The sequence below is a fragment of the Rhodovarius lipocyclicus genome (assembly GCF_009900765.1).
GTDB classification, from domain to species: Bacteria; Pseudomonadota; Alphaproteobacteria; order Acetobacterales; family Acetobacteraceae; genus Rhodovarius; species Rhodovarius lipocyclicus.
Genome location: NZ_JAAABL010000003.1, coordinates 205,052 through 222,660, shown reverse-complemented (window position 1 = coordinate 222,660; position 17,609 = coordinate 205,052). Strand labels below are relative to the sequence as shown.

Genomic DNA, 17,609 nt, shown 5'->3' with positions numbered 1-17,609 from the left:
ATCAATTCGCCCGGGCGCCGGAGACCCGCACCACCTCGCCCCATTTCACGGATTCGCTGCGGGCGTAGGCGCGCAGCTCCTCGGGTGAGGAGGTGGTGACCACCCCGCCCAGATCGGCCAGCGCGCGCTGGGTCGCGGGGTCCGCCAGGCCCTCGGCCACGGCGCGGCGCACTGTCTCCACTTGGTCGGCGGGGGTGCCGGGCGGGGCGTAGATGGCGTACCAGCCCTCGGCGATCACATCCCGCACCCCGGCCTGTTCCATGGTCGGCACATCGGGCAGCGCGCCGATGCGGTTGGCGGAGGCCAGGGCCAGCGGCTTGAAGGAACCGTTGCGGATGTGCTGCATCACCACCGGGATATCCACCAGCAGCATGTCGATCTCGCCCGCCAGCATGGCCGTGACGGCCGGCGCGCCGCCCCGATAGGGCACGTGCAGGATGTCGATGCCGGCCCGCATCTTGAACAGCTCCCCGGCCAGATGCAGCGTGGAGCCGATGCCGGTGGAGCCGAAGGTCAGCTTGCCCGGCTGCGCCTTGGCCGCCGCCACCAGCTCCTGCACCGAGTTGGCCGCCACATGCTTGCCCACCACCAGCAGCTGGGGCGTGCGCACCAGCTGCGTCACGGGCGTCAGGTCGCGCTCTACGTCATAGGGCATGGTGTTGAGCATGTGCGGCATCACCGCCAGCGCCCCGGCCGAGGCCATGACCAGGCTGTGCGCATCGGGCCGGCTGCGCGCGATGTTTTCCACCGCCAGCACGCCGGAGGCCCCGGCGCGGGTGTCGATCACCAGGGGCTGGCCCAGCCGCGCGCCGATGGGGCCGATGATGATGCGCCCGATCGTGTCCACCGTGCCGCCCGGCGGAAAGCCGATGACCAGCCGCACCGGGCCGGTGGGAAAGGCCTGGGCTCGTGCCGCGGGGGCCGCCGCCATGGCCGCCATCACGCCTGTTACCGTACCCCGTCGCGTCAGCATCATCTCAGCCCCTTCGCCGAATGGTTCTGCGCCGCGCGCTGTTTCCCGCACCCTCCGCCATGCGTCCGCCCGAACGGATCCGCTGCCGGTTTTCTGCCTGGGAAGGCTATGGAATCTTTGAGTGGTTTTCAATAGGGATTTTTGATCCAGGCCAAGGGCCTGCCCCCGCATCCGCACGCTTGCGGTGCAATATCAAGGTTTATGGGCCGGTCGATTTTTGAATGGGATTGCATGGCCGCATTTTTTTCATCCATAGTGAATTGAGGCGCGCTGCATGGGTGGCGCCCGCTGCAGGAGCGTTCGCAGGCCATGTCCCTTCCCCGTCAGATGCATCTCGGTGTCTTCATCCTGGGGGCGGGCCATCACATCGCCGGCTGGCGCATGCCCGGCGCCGAGGCCGGGTCGGAGAACCTGGACCTGATCGTGCGCGTCGCGCGCAAGGCCGAGGAAGGCAAGTTCGACCTGCTGTTCCTGGCCGATGCCGTGAACACCCGGCCGGACATGCACCCCTCCATGGTGCTGCGCCTGGAGCCGCTGACGCTGCTGGCCGCGCTGTCCATGGTGACGCGGAACATCGGCCTGGCCGCCACCGCCTCGACCACCTACACCGAGCCCTACAACCTCGCCCGCTACCTGGGCTCGATCGACCACATGAGCGGCGGGCGCTGCGGCTGGAACATCGTGACCGGCGCCTTCGCCGAGGCGGCGGCGAATTTCGGCCGCGACAAGCACCCTGAGCATGACGAGCGCTATGCCATCGCAGCAGAATTCGTGCAGGTGGCGAAGGCGTTGTGGGACAGCTGCGAGGACGGCATCTGGCAACTGGACCAGGCGGCCGGCCGCTTCATCGACGCCGCCAAGATGCACACGCCGGACTTCAAGGGCCGCTACTTCAGCAGCAAGGGCCCGCTGAACATGTCCCGCATGCCGCAGGGCTATCCGGTGATGATCCAGGCCGGCGCGTCGGAGGCCGGGCGCGACCTGGCGGGCCAGATCGCCGAGATCGTCTATGCCGTGCATCAGGACATGGCGGTGGCGCAGGCTTTCTCCGCCGATCTGAAGCAGCGTGCGGCGGCCTTCGGGCGCTCGCCCGACCATATCAAGATCATGCCCGGGGTCAGCGCCATCATCGGCGGCACGGAGGCCGAGGCGAAGGCGAAGCTGGCCACGCTGGGCGAATGCGCCGACCCCGTGGTGGCGCTGCGCGTGCTGGCGGAGCGGCTGGGCCATGACCTCGGCGGCTATGACCTGGACGGGCCGGTGCCGGATCTGCCGCCCTCGGGCATCATGCGCGGCCATGCCGAGACGCTGCAGGCGCTGGCGAAGAAGGAGAACCTGACCCTGCGGCAGCTGCGCAACGTGGTCGCCGCCACCATGGGCCACCGCCTGATCGTGGGCACGCCGGAACAGGTGGCCGACGGCCTGCAGGAGTGGTTCGAGGCCGGGGCGGCGGACGGCTTCAACATCATGCCGCCCTGGTTCCCGGGCGCCTTCGACGATTTCGTCGACCAGGTGGTGCCCATCCTGCAGAAGCGCGGCCTGTTCCGGCGGGAATACACGGCCAGCACGCTGCGCGGGCATCTGGGCCTGCCACGCCCGGAATGGGGCGGCTGAGGGTTTTCCTTTGCCGAAGCCGCCCCATGTGCCAGTGCGGTTTCGCAAAAGCCAGGAGACACGCGCCATGACCATCTTTCGCCGGACCGCCCTTACGGCGCCCGCCCTGCTGACCCTGACGCAAGCTTTGCCCGCCGTGGCGCAGGCCCCCGCCGCGCCGGCCATGCAGGCTCCCGGCTTCTATCGCTTCAAGGTGGGCGGCTGGCTGATCACCACCGTCCATGACGGCTTCTTCCGCCGCCCGCTGGAAGGCTTTGTGCGCAATGCCTCCATCGAGGAGGTGCGCGCGGTCGCGGCCGAAAGCTTCCTGCCGCCCGACCAGTTGACCATCACCTTCACCCTGACCTTCGCGCAGAAGGGCGATGTGCTGGCGGTGTTCGACACCGGCAACGGCGTGACAGGCGCGGGTGCGACCAATGGCCGCGCCATCGCCAACATGGCCGCCGCCGGCATTGACCCCGCCCGCGTCACCCATGTGATCCACAGCCATTTCCATGGCGACCACATCAACGGCCTGCTGAACGCGGAAGGCGGCCGGGCCTTTCCGAATGCGGAGATCGTGGTGCCCACCCCCGAATGGGCCTGGTGGACCGAAGCCAGCAACGAAAGCCGCAGCCCGGAGGGCCAGCGCGGTTCCTTCTCCAACGTCGCGCGGCGTTTCGCGCCCTATCAGGGCCGGGTGCGCCAGATCGCCTCCTCCGCCGAGGTGCTGCCGGGCATCACCGCCATTCCGGCGCCGGGGCACACGCCGGGCCACACCATGTACCGCATCTCGGACGGCGCGGATCAGTTGATCTTCGTGGCCGACATCACCAACCGGCCCGAGATCATGACCCGCCGGCCGGAATGGCAGATCGTGTTCGATTTCGACGGCGATCTGGCCGCCGCCACCCGCCGCCGCGTGCTGGACATGGTGGCGACCGACCGCATCCGCGTCACCGGCTATCACTTCCCCTTCCCGGCGAATGGCTACATCGCCCGGCAGGGCCAGGGCTTCGTGTTCGTGCCGGCGGAATGGTCGAGCGCGGTGTAACCTTTCCCGGTGCGGGGGCGTATGCCCACATACCACCGGGCAGGAGCCGCGCCGTGATACTCACCCCTCTCCGCCGACGGCGCGGCCTTCTGTCCGGTGGGCTGGCGTTGCTGGCCTTGCCGGCGCTGGCGCAGGATACGGGGCTGGTTACCACCCCCAGCCATCATGATGTGCCCACCACCATCCGCCTGTTCGGCAATGCCGTGCTGGGGGCGGGGTGGCGCGTCTTCGCCGAGATCGATCACGCCGAGGCCGCCCGCGATGTGGGGCTCAGCCTGCCGCCGCGCAGCGTGATCCTGTTCGGGAACCCGGAGGGCGGGACCGGCGCCATGGCCGCCCATCCCACACTGGCGCTCGATCTGCCGCAGCGCGTGCTGGTCTGGCAGGACCGCGAAGGCCAGGTCTTCGTCACCCGCAGCACCGGCCAGGACATCGCGCGGCGGGTCTTCGCCCGCCATGGGGTGGACATCAGCACCGAGCAGCAGGAGGCGACCGAAGCCTTCCTGGCCCGCCTGGTGCGCCAGGCGACGGAATAGCGCCTCTACTCCGCGATGAACTGCAGCGCCGCGAGGCGGGCATAGAGCCCGCCCTCGGCCATCAGGCTGGCATGGGTGCCGCTGGCCACCACCCTGCCCTGTTCCAGCACCAGGATGCGGTCGGCACGGCGCACCGTGGCCAGACGGTGCGCCACCACCAGCGTGGTGCGGCCTTTCGAGAGCTTCTCCAGCGCCTGCTGCACCGCGCGCTCGCTTTCGGCGTCCAGCGCGCTGGTGGCTTCGTCCAGCAACAGCACGGGCGCGTCGCGCAGGATGGCGCGCGCGATGGCCAGCCGCTGCCGCTGCCCGCCGGACAGGGAGACACCCCGCCCGCCCAGCGGCGTGTCGTAACCCTGCGGTAGGGCGGCGATGAAGCCATGGGCGGCGGCGGCCTCGGCGGCGGCCTGGACTTCCTCGTCGCTGGCCTCGGGGCGGCCGAAGCGGATGTTCTCGGCCACCGTGCCGGAGAAGATCACCGGTTCCTGCCCCACCAGCGCGATGCGGCCGCGCAGGGCCTCCGGCACCGCGTCGCGCAGGTCCAGGCCATCCAGGGTGATGCGCCCGCTTTCGGGGTCATGGAAGCGCAGCAGCAGCTTCAGGATGGTGGTCTTGCCGGCGCCGGAGGGGCCGACGAGCGCCACATTCTCACCGGGCGCCACATGGAAGGACACATCCGTCAGCGCCGCCCCGCGCCCGGCATAGGCGAAGCTGACGGCCTCGAAGGCGATCTCCCCATGGGGCGGCGGCAGGGGCTGGGGGTTGGCGGGCGGGGCGATGTCCGCGTGGGCGGAGAGCAGTTCGCCCAGCCGGTCGGCCGCCCCCGCCGCGCGCTGGATCTCGCCCCACACCTCGGAGACGGCGGCGGTGGAGCTGGCCATCAGCACCGCGTAGAAGACGAAGGCCGACAGCTCGCCCGCCGACATGCGGCCCGCCAGCACGTCGCGCCCGCCGACCCACAGCGCGAAGGTGACGGCGCCGAAGCCCAGCAGGATCACGGCCAGGATCAGCCCGGCGCGGGCGGCGATGCGCCGGGTGGCGGCGGCCACGCTGAGCTCCACATCGGCGTCGAAGCGGGCCGCGATCTGGCCCTCTCGCGTGAAGGCCTGCACGGTTTCGATGGCGTTGATCGATTCCTCGGCGGTGGCGGCCACATCGGCCACACGCTCCTGCGCGGTGCGGGAGAGGCGGCGCTCGCGCCGGCCGAAGATCAGTAGGGGTGCCACCACCAGCGGCACCACGCCCAGCGCGATGGCCGCCAGCTTCCAGCTGGTGGCGATCAGCATGCCGGCGGCGCCGAAGCCCATCAGCGTGTTGCGCAGCGCCATGGAAATCGCGCTGCCCACCAGCGATTGCAGCAGCGCGATATCGGCCGTCAGCCGCGACAGGATATCGCCCGTGCGGTGCACCGCGAACCAGCCGGGCGACAGCGTCAGCACATGGCGGAACACGGCGGTGCGCAGATCGGCCGCCACGCGCTCACCCAGCCAGGTGATCAGCCAGTAGCGCCCGGCGCTGGCGAAACCGAAGCCCACGCAGAGCGCGAACATGCCGAGCCCCGTGGCGTCGAGCGCGGCCTCGCCGCCCGAAAACCCTTCGTCGATGAAGCGCTTCAGCCCCTGCCCCAACCCCAGCAGCATGGCGGAGGAGACGAGCAACAGGGCCAGCGCGCCGAAGGCACGCGGCAGATAGGGCCTGAGCCAGGGCAGCAGCAGCCCTAGCGAGGCCAAGGGGGCACGGTTCATTCGGGCTGGTTTTTCCTCGCGCGCAAGGCGGCGATTTCATCGGCGAAGCTGGAAGGGGGTGGGCTGGCTGGCTTGCCGCCCAGCACGGGCGGCAGGCCGGGCACGCCGCCCGGCGGCAGGGGCTCGCCGGTCAGGATCGCGCCCGGGATGGTGGCGCCCGCAGCCCCCCAGGGGCCGGGGCGCGGGGGGGCGACGCGCGTCTTGTCGGCGTCGTCGTCCTCCGGCGGGGCGGCGGGGGCGGTGTAGGGGCCGGGATCGCGCCCGCCCGCCACCCGCACCAGGGTCGCCACCCGCTCCTCGATCGGCGGATGGGTGGCCCAGAAGGAGGCACCCCGGGTGCCCGCCGCGTTTTCCAGCAGCATCGCCTGCACCTGGCTTGGCAGGCCGGGCATGGCGGCGTGGCCCTCGATCTTGCGCAGGGCGGAGATCATGGCGTCTGGGTCGCTGGTGATCTGCACGGCGCCGGCATCGGCCAGGATCTCGCGGTTGCGGGACAGGGCCAGGCGCAGCATCACCGACAGCGTACCCGCGATCACCACGATGATGATGCCGATGATGACGATGAAGGCCGCGCCGTCATTCTTGGAATTGGAACTGGACCGGCTGCTGCCCCCGCGGGAGCGCCCGCGCGGCAGGCTCCAGCCGCCGCCACCGCTGTCGGTGCCGGCGGTGGTGGTGGCGATGCCGGAGAAATTGCGCCACAGCATGTCGAAGCCCAGCGTGATCACGCCGGTGAACACCGCCGCGATCACCGCCAACCGCGCGTCGCCGTTGCGGATATGGGTCATCTCATGCGCCAGCACGGCGCTGAGCTCCCGGTCATCCAGCCCCTTCAGCAGGCCGCGCGTGACGGTGATGCTGCCTTTCTTGCGGTCGAGGCCGGAGGCGAAGGCGTTCATCGCCTCGCTCTCGATGATGCCCAGGCGCGGCATCGGCTCGCCCCGGCTGATGCAGATGGCGTCCATCAGGTGCCAGAGGCGGGGTTCGGCCTCCAGCGTCGCGGGTTTCGCGCCCGAGACCCAGTCGATGATGCGCTGGTTCAGTGCCCAGGCGATGGCGAACCAGATGGCCGAGACCACGACCGAGAAGGCGACATAGCCCGGCAGCTTCTTCCAGGCGACGCGGAAGGCCGCCAGCACGCCCCCCGCGTCATAGGAGAAGATCATCGACAGGCCGAAGGACAGCACCACCAGCAGCACCGGAAAACCAGCCAGCAGCAGGATGGTGCGCCAGTTGTTGTTCCACACATGGGTGGACAGGCCGATGGTGCCGAACATGGTTCAGAACTGAACCTTGGGGGCCTCGGCCACCACGGCCCGGTCTTCCTCGGGGATCTCGAAGAAGGTGCGGCTGCGGAAGCCGAACATCCCCGCGATCAGCACCGCCGGGAACTGCTCGATCGCCGTGTTGAACTCCGCCACCGCGTTGTTGAAGAAGCGGCGGGCCGAGGCGATCTTGGTCTCGGTGTTCGACAGCTCGCGCTGCAGCTCGGTGAAGTTGGTGTTGGCCTTGAGGTCCGGGTAAGCCTCGCTCAGCGCGAACAACTGCCGCAGCGCGCCGTTCAGCTGGCCCTCGGCCTTGCCCGCGGCTTCCGGCCCCTGGGCGGAGACGGCGGCGTTGCGCGCCTTGATCACGGCCTCCAGCGTGCCGCTCTCGTGCTTGGCATAGCCCTTCACGGTCTCGACCAGGTTGGGGATCAGGTCGTGGCGCTGCTTCAGTTGCACGTCCACGTCCGACCAGGCTTGGTTGGTGGTCTGCCGCAGGGCGACCAGCCGGTTGTAGATGCCGACGAAGATCAGCGCGACGAGCAGGATGATCCCGAGGATCACCGCCAGTGTTATCAGAACGGTGGTCATGTTTTGCCTCAGCGGAGCCGTGTTGCGTGGGTGATGGCCGGGGCGAGATTGAGCGCCCCTGTCAGTTCATAGCCCAGCTCGACGTTGTTCCGCGTCACCCAAACTTGTCGTAAATCGAATAAAGGCACGGAACATGCCGCTTCCGTGATTTTACGCTGCGCCTCGGCCCACAGCGCCATCTGGCGGGCGGGGTCGGTTTCGGTGCGCGCGGCGTCGATCTCGGCATCCGCGGCCGAGCAATGGGCGAAGTTCAGGCTCATCGCCGGCCGGCCGGGGGCTGCCGAGGAATGGTAGAACTGGCTGAGCCAGGCATCCGCCACCGGGAAGCGCGCGGCGCCATAGAAGGTGAGCTGGGACAGGTTCTCCCGGATGCGCTGGTGGTAGGTGGCGTGTTCGACCACATCCATCTCCAGCCGGATATTGGCGCGGCGCAGCTGGGCCTGGATCACCTCCATGATCGGCAATTGCGCGGAGATGGAGGAGACGACGGCGCGCAGCGTGATGCCGCCCGGGTGCCCGGCCTCGGCCAGCAGGGCACGGGCGCGGGCCTGGTCGAAGGCGGGGCGGGCCATGTCCGTCACCGCGCCCAGATAGCCGGGCGGCACCGGCGCGGCCCAGGGGGTGGCCACATCGGTGCCCACGAAGCGGGCGATGGCGTTCACATCCAGCGCATGCTGCACCGCGCGGCGCACCCGCACATCATCCAGCGGCGGAGAGGCCGCGTTGATCAGCAGGGTGCGGAACTCGCCGGGGCCGAAGACATGCACGGTGGTGTTGGGCAGGGCGCGCATGCGCTCCACCCATCGCTGTTCGCGCCTGCCGCTGATCAGGTCCAGCTCGCCCGACTGATAGGCCAGTTCGCGCGTCTGGTCGGAGGGGATGAAGCGCACGTCGATCTCGCGCAGCGCCGGGCGGCCGCGCCAGTGATTGTCGTTGGCGGGCATGCGCACGCGGCCGGGCGTGGTCTCGCCGATGCGGAAGGGGCCGGTGCCCAGCCCCGCCTCATTCACGATCATGCCCCCATGATAGTTGGCGAACAGGCCGAGCAGCCCGGGCACGGGTTCGCGCAGGCGCACGACCAGGGTCAGCGGCCCCGTGACCTCGATGGCCGCGACGGCGCGGTAATCGGCCGCGAAGCTGGAGCGCGTGCGGTCCATGGCGCGCCGGAGGGAGGCCGCGGCGACCTCCGCCGTCAGCGGGCTGCCGTCGGAAAAGCGCACGCCGGGGCGCAGGGTGAAGGTCAGCGACAGGGCATCGGCGCTGCGTTCCACGCGCTCGGCCAGGTCGGGCTCGATGGCGGCGGGGTCGGCGCTGCCGGGCGGAAAGCGCAGCAGCCCGTCGAAGGCCCAGGCAGCCGTGCCCTTGTCCTGGGAGGTGGTGGCGCGGTGCGGGTCGAGGTTGCCGGGGTCCTGGCCGATGACACCGACGCGCAGCGTCTGGGCATGCGCGGCAAGGCTGGTCAGGGAAAAGGCAGTGGCGAACAAAAGCTTGCGGATCATGGGGGGCACTCCTGCTTGCAGGATGGCGCGCAAGCGATCACGCTCGCAAGCCATGGAGGCTTACGAGATCGCCGTCATTGGCGGAGGCATGCTGGGCAGTGCCATTGGCTGGGGCTGCGCGACCCGAGGGGCGCGTGTGGCCGTGCTGGATGGCGGCGATACGGCGTTGCGGGCCGCACGGGGCAATTTTGGCCTGGTCTGGTCGCAAGGCAAGGGGGACGGCATGCCCGCCTATGCGGCCTGGACCCGGGCCTCGCTGGCGGCCTGGCCCGCGCTGGCGGACCGCATCTCGGCCCTGCTGGGGCGCGATTGCGGGCTGCGGCAGGAAGGCGGGCTGAATTTCTGCCTGGGTGAGGCCGAGTTCGAGGCACGCCGCGCCGTGGTGAACCGGCTGCACAACCAGGGCGCCGCATCGCTGCGCCTGCTGGACCGCAAGGAGTTGCTGGAGCTGATGCCCGGCTGCCGGCTGGGCGATGCGGTGGTTGGCGCCAGCTACGAACCCCGCGACGGCCACACCGACCCGCTTTCCCTGTTGCAGGGCTTCCATGCCGGGCTGCATGCGCTGGGCGCCGCGCATCTGCCGGGGGCCGAGGTCGTGCGGATCGAACCGGGCCGCCCCTATGTGATCCATCGCGCCGATGGCAGCCGGGTGGCGGCGGAGAAGATCGTCATCGCCTGTGGCCTGGGCACGCCCAGGGTGGCGGCCATGCTGGGCGCCCATATCCCGCTGCGCCCGGTGCGCGGCCAGAACATCGTGACCGAGCGCCTGCCGCCCATGCTGCCCTTGCCGGCCTCCGCCATCCGCCAGACCGTGCACGGCACGGTGCAGATCGGCGTGACGCAGGAGGATGACGGCGACCCCACCCCCTTCACCACCACCGCCCATCTGGCGGGCATGGCGGCGCGGGCCATCCAGGTGCTGCCGGATCTGGCCCGCGCGCGGGCCTTCCGCGCCTGGGGCGCGCTGCGGCCGATGACGCCCGATGGCTTCCCGGCCTATGCCGAGATCGAGGGGCACCCCGGGGCCTTCGTGGCGGTGTGCCATTCGGCCGTGACGCTGGCCGCCATGCATGCCGGGCCCCTGGCCGAGGGCATCCTGGCCGGGCGCCTGCCCGAGGCCGTCACAGAACTTCATCCCAGCAGGTTCCATGTTCCAGCGCACTGAACCCACCGACTGCACCATCACCTGGCAGGGCCGGAGCATTCCGGCCCGCGCCGGAGAGCCGCTGGCCGCAGCCCTGCTGGCCGCGGGCATCACGCAGTTCCGCACCACGGTGGTCTCGGGGGCGCCGCGCGCGCCCTTCTGCATGATGGGCAGCTGCTTCGATTGCCTGGTGGAGGTGGATGGCGAGCAGAACCGGCAGGCCTGCATGACGCTGGTCGCCCCCGGCATGGCCGCGGGCCCCATGGCGCCGGAGGTGGTGGGCGCATGACCGACCTGTTGATCCTGGGCGCCGGCCCCGCCGGCATGGCGGCCGCCATCGAGGGCCGCCGCCAGGGCCTGTCGGTGCTGCTGCTGGACGAGAACGCGGCCCCCGGCGGCCAGGTGCACCGCAATGCGCGCGCCGACGCCAAGGGCCCGGGCGACATCCAGGCCCATGCGGGTGCCGCGCTGATGGCGGAACTCGCTGCCAGCGGCGCGGAATGCGTGTATGGCGCGACGCTCTGGGCCATCGAGCCCGGGCCGCGCGCCTTCTATTCCGTGGGCGGCGAGGCGCGGAAGGTGGAGGCCCGCCGCATCATCCTGGCCCCCGGCGCCACCGAGCGCGCCCTGCCCATCCCCGGTTGGACCCTGCCCGGGGTGATGGGGGTGGGGGCCGCGCAGACCCTGTTGAAATCGGCCGGGCTGGTGCCGCAGGGCCAGGTCTGGATCGCGGGCCAGGGGCCGCTGCTGTGGCTCTATGCCGCGCAGGCGCTGGCCAAGGGCGGCAAGATCGCGGGCATCCTGGACATGTCCGACCCCGGCGCGCTGAAGCGGGCCCTCTGGCACCTGCCCTGCGCGCTGCGCAAGCCGCGCTACCTGATGCTGGGCCTGGCCTGGATGCGCGCGGTGAGGAAGGCCGTGCCGGTCCATCGCGGGCGGGACATCCAGGCGCTGGGTGACGGGAAGCTGGAGGCGGTGGTCATCAACGGCACGCGGCATCAGGCCGACACGCTGCTGCTGCATGACGGCGTGGTGCCCAACACCCAGATCACCCGCGCCATCCAGGGGTTGGAGCACAGTTGGAACGAGCGCCAGCGCGCCTTCCAGCCGGTGCTGGACGCATACGGCAACACCAACATCCCCGGCATCATGGTGGCAGGAGATTCGGGCGGCATCGGCGGGGCCTGGGCGGCGGCGCTGTCGGGCCGGATCGCGGCGCTGGGGGCCGCGCAGGCGCTGGGCCGTTTCGGCGAGGAACAGCGCGACGCTCTGGCGGGCCCGCTGATGCTGCGGCGCGGGGATGAGCTGGCCCCGCGCGGCTTCCTCGACACTCTGTTCGCCCCCCTGCCCTTGCCCGAGGCACCCGCGACCATCCTGTGCCGCTGCGAGGAAGTGACGCGCGCCACCATCGAGGACGCGGCGCAACTGGGCTGCCTGGGCGTGAACCAGCTGAAGGCCTTCACCCGCGCAGGCATGGGCGCCTGCCAGGGCCGCATCTGCCACGGCCTGCTGCACGCCGCCATCGCCGAGGCCCGCCACGTGCCCCCCGCCGAGGTGGAGGCCATGCGCACCCGCTTCCCCACCAAGCCGCTGACCATCGGCGAATTGGCGGCGCTGGCCGAATGAACCGGGCCCTCATCATCGGCGGCGGGCTGCATGGGCTGTCCACCGCCCTGCATCTGGCGCGCATGGGCGGCTGGCGGGTGACAGTGCTGGAGCGCCGCCATGTCGGCCGCCACAGCTCCGGCGTGAATGCCGGGGGCGTGCGCCGCCTGGGGCGGGATATGCGGGAGGTCGGGCTCTCGGTCATCGCGGCGGAGATGTGGGCCAATTTGCCGAAGATCGTGGGCGATGACGGCGGCTTTCGCCCCTTCGGCCAGATCAAGCTGGCGGAATCAGACGCCGATCTGCCGAAGCTGGAGGCCCGCGCCGCCGCCACCCGCCTGCGTGGCTGGACGCATGAGGAAATCATCGGCCGCGATGAGGTGCTGCGCCTGCTGCCCGCCGTCTCGCCGCATGTGCGCGGCGCGATGATCGTGCGCGATGACGGCTCCGCCAACCCGATGCGCACCGTCATGGCCTTCCGCCGCGCGGCGATGGAAGCGGGGGTGGAGATCATCGAGGGCATCGCCGTGCGGGGCCTGGCGCGCCGTCCCTCCGGCACCTTGGTGGTCGAGACCGATCGCGGCCCGATGGAGGCCGAGCGGGTGGCCAATTGCGCCGGCGCCTGGGCCAGCGGGCTGGCCGCCGGCATCGGCGAATATCTGCCGACCACGCCCAAGGCCAGCATGATGATCGTGACGGAGCGCCTGCCCTTCTTCTGCCTGCCCACGGTCGGCAGCGCCGCGCGCGCCCTGTCCTTCAAGCAATCGGAGGTCGGCACGGTGGTGATCGGCGGCGGGCATCAGGGGGCCAATGACCTGGTGGCCGAGACCTCCAGCCAGAACCTGATGAACCTGGCCAAGGCCGCGCGGATCGCGGCCGAGATCTTCCCCATCGTGGCGAAGGCCCGGATCATCCGCAGCTGGACCGGCATCGAGGCCCGCACGCCCGACGAGGTGCCGGTGATCGGCGAGAGCCTGGTGATGCCGGGGCTGTTTCATTCCTTCGGCTATTCGGGGCACGGGTTTCAACTGTGCCCGGCCGCGGGTGCCGCCGTCGCCGAACTCATGGCGCGCGGTTCCACCAACATGCCGGTGGCCGAACTCTCGCCCGCCCGCTTCCAGCAGCAAAAGGCCGCCGCATGACCCCCGCCCTGGAGGTGCGCGGCCTGCGCACGGAATTCCGCATCAACGGCACCTGGCGGGAGGCGGTGGCGGGGATCTCCTTCAGCCTCGCCCGGCGGGAGACGCTGGCGCTGGTGGGGGAATCCGGCTGCGGCAAATCCGTCACCGCCATGTCGGTGATGGGGCTGATCCGCCCGCCTGTCGGCCGCATCGCGGGCGGCGAGGTGCTGCTGGAAGGCCAGGACATCGCCGCCCTGCCCGAGCCCGCCATGGAGAAGATCCGGGGCGCGCGGCTGGGCATGGTCTTCCAGGAACCCATGACCGCGCTGAACCCGGTGATGACCGTGGGCGACCAGGTGGCGGAATCCCTGGTGATCCATAAGGGCCTGTCCCGCGCCGCGGCGCTGGAGAAAGCCCGCGCGCTGTTCGAGGAGGTGAAGATCCCCTCCGCCGCCACGCGGTTGAAGGATTATCCGCACCAGTTCTCGGGCGGCATGCGGCAGCGGGTGATGATCGCCATCGCCATGGCCTGCGAGCCCGCCGTGCTGTTGGCCGATGAGCCGACCACCGCGCTGGACGTCACCATCCAGGCCCAGGTGCTGGGGTTGCTGGCCGATGCGCAGGCGCGGCACGGCATGGCCATGCTGTTCATCACCCACAATCTGGGCGTGGTGGCGCAGATCGCGGACCGGGTGGCGGTGATGTATGCCGGCCAGGTGGTGGAAACCGGCACGGTGGCCGAAATCTTCGCCCGCCCCGCCCACCCCTATACCCGTGCCCTGTTCGCCGCGATCCCGCGCCTGACCGGAGAGCCGCAGCCGCTGGCCGCCATCCCCGGCCGCGTGCCGCCGCTGGACGGCATGCCGGTGGGCTGCCGCTTCGCGGACCGTTGCACCATGCGCAGCCCCGGCTGCGAGACCCCCCAGGCGCTGCGCGACATCGCGCCCGACCATGAAGTGAGATGCCAAAATGCTTGATCCCCAGGGCCGCGTCGTGATGGTCAGCGGTGCCTCGCGCGGCATCGGGCGCGCGATCGCCGAGGAACTGCAACGCCTGGGCTGCGAGATCAGCGCCGGCGTGCGCGACCCCGGCCATGCCCCGCGCGGCTGCTTCGCCGCGCATTACGATGCGGTGGAGGCTGCCTCCGCCGATGCCTGGGTGGAGGCCACGCTGGCCCGCTTCGGGCGCATCGACGGGGTGGTGAACGCCGCGGGCATCCTGGCCCCCGGCAATTTCCTGCGCGGCGAGGTGGCGGATATCGAGGCCATGTGGCGGGTGAACATGATGGGGCCGCTGCTGCTGGTACGCGCGGCCTGGAACGCGCTGGCCCAGGGCGGCACCGGGCGGGTGCTGACCATCGCCTCCCTCTCCGGCAAGCGCGTCGGCAACGACAACACGGGCTATCAGACCAGCAAGTTCGCCGCCGTGGCGCTGACCCATTCCATCCGCAAGGAAGGCTGGAAGCAGGGCATCCGCGCCACCGCCGTCTGCCCCGGCTATGTGGCCACCGACATGACCGTGAACGCCACCTTCCCGCGTGAGGAGATGACGGATGCGGCCGATCTGGCCGTGCTGGCCTGCACGGCCATGCACATGCCCAACAACGCCTCGGTGGCGGAATTTCCGGTGAATTGCCGGGCGGAGGACATGCTGTGACACCCGTCAGGCTGGTCGATCAGGCACGGCCGGAGATCGGCTTCTCGGTGGATGGGCAGGCCGTGACGGCGCGCCAGGGCGATACGCTGCTGGCGGCGATCCTGGCCGCGGGGCTCGGCCGGGTGCGCAACAGCGAGTTCGGGGATGGCCCCCGGGCGGGCTTCTGCTGGATGGGCGCCTGCCAGGATTGCTGGCTGGTGATCGAGGGGCTGGGGGCGCGGCGCGCCTGCTCCACGCTGGTGGAGGCGGGCATGAAGGTGATCCGGCGATGAGCGTGGTCGTTGTCGGTGCCGGCCCCGCCGGCGTGCGCGCGGTGGAACGCCTGGTCGAGGCCGGTATCCGCCCGGTCTGGATCGAGGAATCGCCCGATGGCGGCGGCCGCGTGTTCCAGAAGCCGCCGCCGGGTTTCTCGCGCGACGCGAAGGCGCTGTATGGCGCCGATGCCGCGCGCGCCCAGGCCATCCATGACACGGTGGCCCGCCTGCGCGCCCAGGTGGATTGGCGCCCGGGCACGCTGGTGTGGAATCTGCGCCCCGGCCCGCGTCTGCTGAACACCCAGGGGCCTGACGGCACCACGCAGGAGGTGCCGTATGAGCGCGTCATCCTCTGCACCGGGGCGATGGACCGCGCCCTGCCCATCCCCGGCTGGACCAAGCCGGGGGTGACCGGCCTCGGCGCCGCGCAGATCGCGCTGAAGGCGCAAGGGCTGGCGATCGGGCGGCGCGTGGCGCTGTGCGGCACCGGGCCGCTGCTGCTGCTGCTGGCCTGGCAATTGACCAAGGCGGGCGCGCCGCCCGCGCTGGTGCTGGAAAGCGCGGGCTGGGGGCAAACCCTGCGCGCGGCACCGGGGCTGGCCTGGAACCCGGTGGGGGCCTTGCGCGGCCTGGCCTGGCGCGCCGCGCTGCGCCGGAAAGGCGTGCGCATCCACGCCGGCGCCCTGCCGTTGCGCGTGGAGGGTGCCGACAGCGCCCAGGCCCTGCTCTGGCGCGACGCCAAGGGCGCCGAGCACCGCACGGAGGTCGATGGCGTCGCCATCGGCTATGGCCTGAAGCCCGAGACGCAATTGGCCGATCTGGCGGGCGTGCCCTTCGCCTTCGATACGCTGCAACGGCTGTGGCTGCCGGAGCGCGACCGCGCCGGGCGCACCGCCGTGCCGGGCGTGTATCTGGCGGGCGATGGCGCCAGCATCGGCGGCAGCGTGGTGGCGGAGCTGGCCGGCACCCGCGCCGCGCTGGCCGTGATCGAGGATGCGGGCCAGCCCGTCGATCCGCTGGAGACCGACATGATCCACCGCCGCCTGTGGCTGGAGGCGCGCTTCCGCGCCGCGCTGGAGCGGGCCTTCCCATACCCGGCGGCGCACGCGGCCGCGATGCCCGACGAAACCCTGCTGTGCCGCTGCGAGGCGATCACGGCGGGCGATCTGCGTGCCACCGACGCGCCGGAGGTGAACCGGGGCAAGGCCTTCACCCGCATCGGCATGGGCCGCTGCCAGGGGCGTGTCTGCGGCCCGGCGGGGGCGGAGGTGCTGGCCGCGGCACGCGGCTGCGCGGTGCAGGATGTGGGACGGCTGCGCGGGCAGATGCCCGTGAAGCCGGTGGTGATGGCATGAGCGCACGCGATGACCGCAGGGCGCAGGCGAAGCCGAGCACCGGAGGGCTGAATCGCGTGCCCATAACGGCCGATGTGTTGATTATTGGCGGTGGCGGCGCGGGTGTTTCCGCAGCCCTGCACCTGGCCAAGCGCGGCACCAGGGTGGTGCTGCTGGAACGCGGCCTGATCGGCGGCCAGGCCAGCGGCGTGAACCATGGCGGCGTGCGCCAGCAGGGGCGCCACCCGGCGGAAATCCCGCTCGCCATCCGATCGCGCCGGCTGTGGTCGAACATCCAGGAACTGTGCGGCAGCGATGTGGAATTCGACCCCTGCGGCCACCTGAAGCTGGCCCGCAATGCCGAGCAGGAAGCCGATCTGCTGCGTTGGAACGAAATGGCGAAGGGCTATGGCCTGGAAACCACCATGCTCGGCCGCAACGCCATCCGCGCCCAGCACCCGTATTTCGGCGAAAGCGTCATCGCGGGCTCCCTGCTGGCGGAGGATGGCTCGGCCAACCCGCGCCTGCTGGCCCCGGCGCTGGCCCGCATGGCGCGCGCCGCCGGCGCCACCCTGCTGGAACACCACAAGGTGGAAAGCATCGAGCCGGGCTTCCGCGTGCTGGCCAATGGCCAGGAATTCACCGCCCCCATCCTGCTGAACACGGCGGGCTTCTGGGGCGGGGAGGTCGCGGCACGCTTCGGGGAGCCGGTGCCGGTCGAATCCCTCAACCCCAACATGCTGGTGACGGAGCCGCTGCCGTACTTCTGCTCCGTCAATGTCGGCGTGGTGGGGGGCGACGTGTATCTGCGCCAGATCCCGCGCGGCAACGTCATCCTGGGCGGCGGACGGGGGGAGAGCGATCCCGCCCTGCCCCGCTCCCGCCCGCTGCCCGATCCGGGCTTCCTGGCCATGCGGAAGGCCATCGAGATCATTCCCCGGCTGGAAGGCGCGCTGATCATCCGCAGCTGGACCGGCATCGACGGCGGCATGCCCGATGCCCTGCCGGTGATGGGCTGGTCCCACACCACGCCCGGGCTGCTGCACGCCTTCGGTTTCTCGGGGCATGGCTTCATGCTGGGGCCGGCGGTGGGTGAGATCCTCAGCGAGCTGGTGCTGGATGGGCGCACCGACGTGCCGCTGGAAGCTTTCGACATCGCGCGTTTCAACCGCCAGGATGGCGTGGAGCCCGATGTCTGGAAAACGCGCCTGGAATAGCGGGCGCCGCATACAGGGTTGGCAG

17 protein-coding genes are annotated in these 17,609 nt (G+C 70.9%); 12 read left to right on the top strand and 5 right to left on the bottom strand.

Translation table 11 applies throughout. The features are described from left to right. Nucleotide 1: 1 nt before the first annotated feature. Entirely contained in the window at nt 2–976 is a 975-nt protein-coding gene (locus GT007_RS06220; RefSeq protein ID WP_160120711.1) for a Bug family tripartite tricarboxylate transporter substrate binding protein, read from the bottom strand. A gap of 306 nt (nt 977–1,282) precedes the next feature. Between GT007_RS06220 and GT007_RS06215 the strand changes: the two genes are divergently transcribed. The 3 genes from GT007_RS06215 (at nt 1,283) to GT007_RS06205 (ending at nt 4,156) form a co-directional block, all read left to right on the top strand. Further along, nucleotides 1,283–2,587 carry an LLM class flavin-dependent oxidoreductase gene (locus tag GT007_RS06215; RefSeq protein ID WP_160120710.1) on the top strand — a complete coding sequence of 435 codons (1,305 nt, stop codon included), beginning with the start codon at nt 1,283–1,285 and terminating at the stop codon, nt 2,585–2,587. Nucleotides 2,588–2,654: 67 nt separating this feature from the next. Then, the gene (locus tag GT007_RS06210; RefSeq protein WP_160120709.1) at nt 2,655–3,620 is read left to right on the top strand and encodes an MBL fold metallo-hydrolase; all 966 of its coding nucleotides are present in this window, start codon (nt 2,655–2,657) and stop codon (nt 3,618–3,620) included. Between the two features lie 53 nt (nt 3,621–3,673). Beyond that, a complete protein-coding gene (locus tag GT007_RS06205) occupies nt 3,674–4,156 on the top strand; it encodes a DUF302 domain-containing protein (protein ID WP_236571528.1) in 483 nt (160 codons plus the stop codon). 5 nt (nt 4,157–4,161) lie between these two features. Here the strand turns inward: GT007_RS06205 and GT007_RS06200 are convergent, their stop codons facing one another. Genes GT007_RS06200 through GT007_RS06185 form a run of 4 tightly spaced genes read right to left on the bottom strand, consistent with a single transcriptional unit; the run spans nt 4,162 to nt 9,253 of the window. After that, the gene (locus tag GT007_RS06200) at nt 4,162–5,898 is read right to left on the bottom strand and encodes an ABC transporter transmembrane domain-containing protein (protein ID WP_160120707.1); all 1,737 of its coding nucleotides are present in this window, start codon (nt 5,896–5,898) and stop codon (nt 4,162–4,164) included. Continuing rightward, on the bottom strand, nt 5,895–7,175 hold the full coding sequence (locus tag GT007_RS06195; RefSeq protein WP_160120706.1) for a M48 family metalloprotease: 1,281 nt from the start codon (nt 7,173–7,175) through the stop codon (nt 5,895–5,897). The genes GT007_RS06200 and GT007_RS06195 overlap by 4 nt, the downstream gene beginning before the upstream one ends. A 3-nt stretch (nt 7,176–7,178) precedes the next feature. Further along, nucleotides 7,179–7,754: a LemA family protein gene (locus GT007_RS06190; protein ID WP_201451810.1), complete on the bottom strand. Its 576-nt coding sequence runs from the start codon at nt 7,752–7,754 to the stop codon at nt 7,179–7,181. Between the two features lie 8 nt (nt 7,755–7,762). Continuing rightward, entirely contained in the window at nt 7,763–9,253 is a 1,491-nt protein-coding gene (locus GT007_RS06185) for an ABC transporter substrate-binding protein (protein ID WP_160120705.1), read from the bottom strand. Nucleotides 9,254–9,305: 52 nt separating this feature from the next. Here GT007_RS06185 and GT007_RS06180 point away from each other — a divergent pair, with 52 nt between their 5' ends. Genes GT007_RS06180 through GT007_RS06140 form a run of 9 tightly spaced genes read left to right on the top strand, consistent with a single transcriptional unit; the run spans nt 9,306 to nt 17,584 of the window. Continuing rightward, a complete protein-coding gene (locus GT007_RS06180) occupies nt 9,306–10,418 on the top strand; it encodes an NAD(P)/FAD-dependent oxidoreductase (RefSeq protein WP_160120704.1) in 1,113 nt (370 codons plus the stop codon). Further along, the gene (locus tag GT007_RS06175) at nt 10,402–10,686 is read left to right on the top strand and encodes a (2Fe-2S)-binding protein (RefSeq protein ID WP_160120703.1); all 285 of its coding nucleotides are present in this window, start codon (nt 10,402–10,404) and stop codon (nt 10,684–10,686) included. Before GT007_RS06180 ends, GT007_RS06175 begins: the two co-directional genes overlap by 17 nt. Continuing rightward, nucleotides 10,683–12,023 (top strand): FAD/NAD(P)-dependent oxidoreductase, encoded by a 1,341-nt coding sequence (locus GT007_RS06170; protein WP_160120702.1) that lies wholly within the window; start codon nt 10,683–10,685, stop codon nt 12,021–12,023. Before GT007_RS06175 ends, GT007_RS06170 begins: the two co-directional genes overlap by 4 nt. Further along, complete coding sequence (locus GT007_RS06165; protein ID WP_160120701.1) at nt 12,020–13,144, top strand: NAD(P)/FAD-dependent oxidoreductase; 1,125 nt, start codon at nt 12,020–12,022, stop codon at nt 13,142–13,144. The genes GT007_RS06170 and GT007_RS06165 overlap by 4 nt, the downstream gene beginning before the upstream one ends. After that, entirely contained in the window at nt 13,141–14,100 is a 960-nt protein-coding gene (locus tag GT007_RS06160) for an ABC transporter ATP-binding protein (protein WP_160120700.1), read from the top strand. Before GT007_RS06165 ends, GT007_RS06160 begins: the two co-directional genes overlap by 4 nt. Beyond that, nucleotides 14,093–14,779 carry an SDR family NAD(P)-dependent oxidoreductase gene (locus GT007_RS06155; protein ID WP_160120699.1) on the top strand — a complete coding sequence of 229 codons (687 nt, stop codon included), beginning with the start codon at nt 14,093–14,095 and terminating at the stop codon, nt 14,777–14,779. The genes GT007_RS06160 and GT007_RS06155 overlap by 8 nt, the downstream gene beginning before the upstream one ends. Further along, the gene (locus GT007_RS06150; RefSeq protein WP_160120698.1) at nt 14,776–15,051 is read left to right on the top strand and encodes a (2Fe-2S)-binding protein; all 276 of its coding nucleotides are present in this window, start codon (nt 14,776–14,778) and stop codon (nt 15,049–15,051) included. The genes GT007_RS06155 and GT007_RS06150 overlap by 4 nt, the downstream gene beginning before the upstream one ends. After that, nucleotides 15,048–16,388: an FAD/NAD(P)-dependent oxidoreductase gene (locus tag GT007_RS06145; RefSeq protein WP_160120697.1), complete on the top strand. Its 1,341-nt coding sequence runs from the start codon at nt 15,048–15,050 to the stop codon at nt 16,386–16,388. The genes GT007_RS06150 and GT007_RS06145 overlap by 4 nt, the downstream gene beginning before the upstream one ends. Continuing rightward, nucleotides 16,385–17,584, top strand: coding sequence for an NAD(P)/FAD-dependent oxidoreductase (locus GT007_RS06140; RefSeq protein ID WP_160120696.1), 1,200 nt, complete (start codon nt 16,385–16,387; stop codon nt 17,582–17,584). The genes GT007_RS06145 and GT007_RS06140 overlap by 4 nt, the downstream gene beginning before the upstream one ends. Nucleotides 17,585–17,609: the final 25 nt, after the last annotated feature.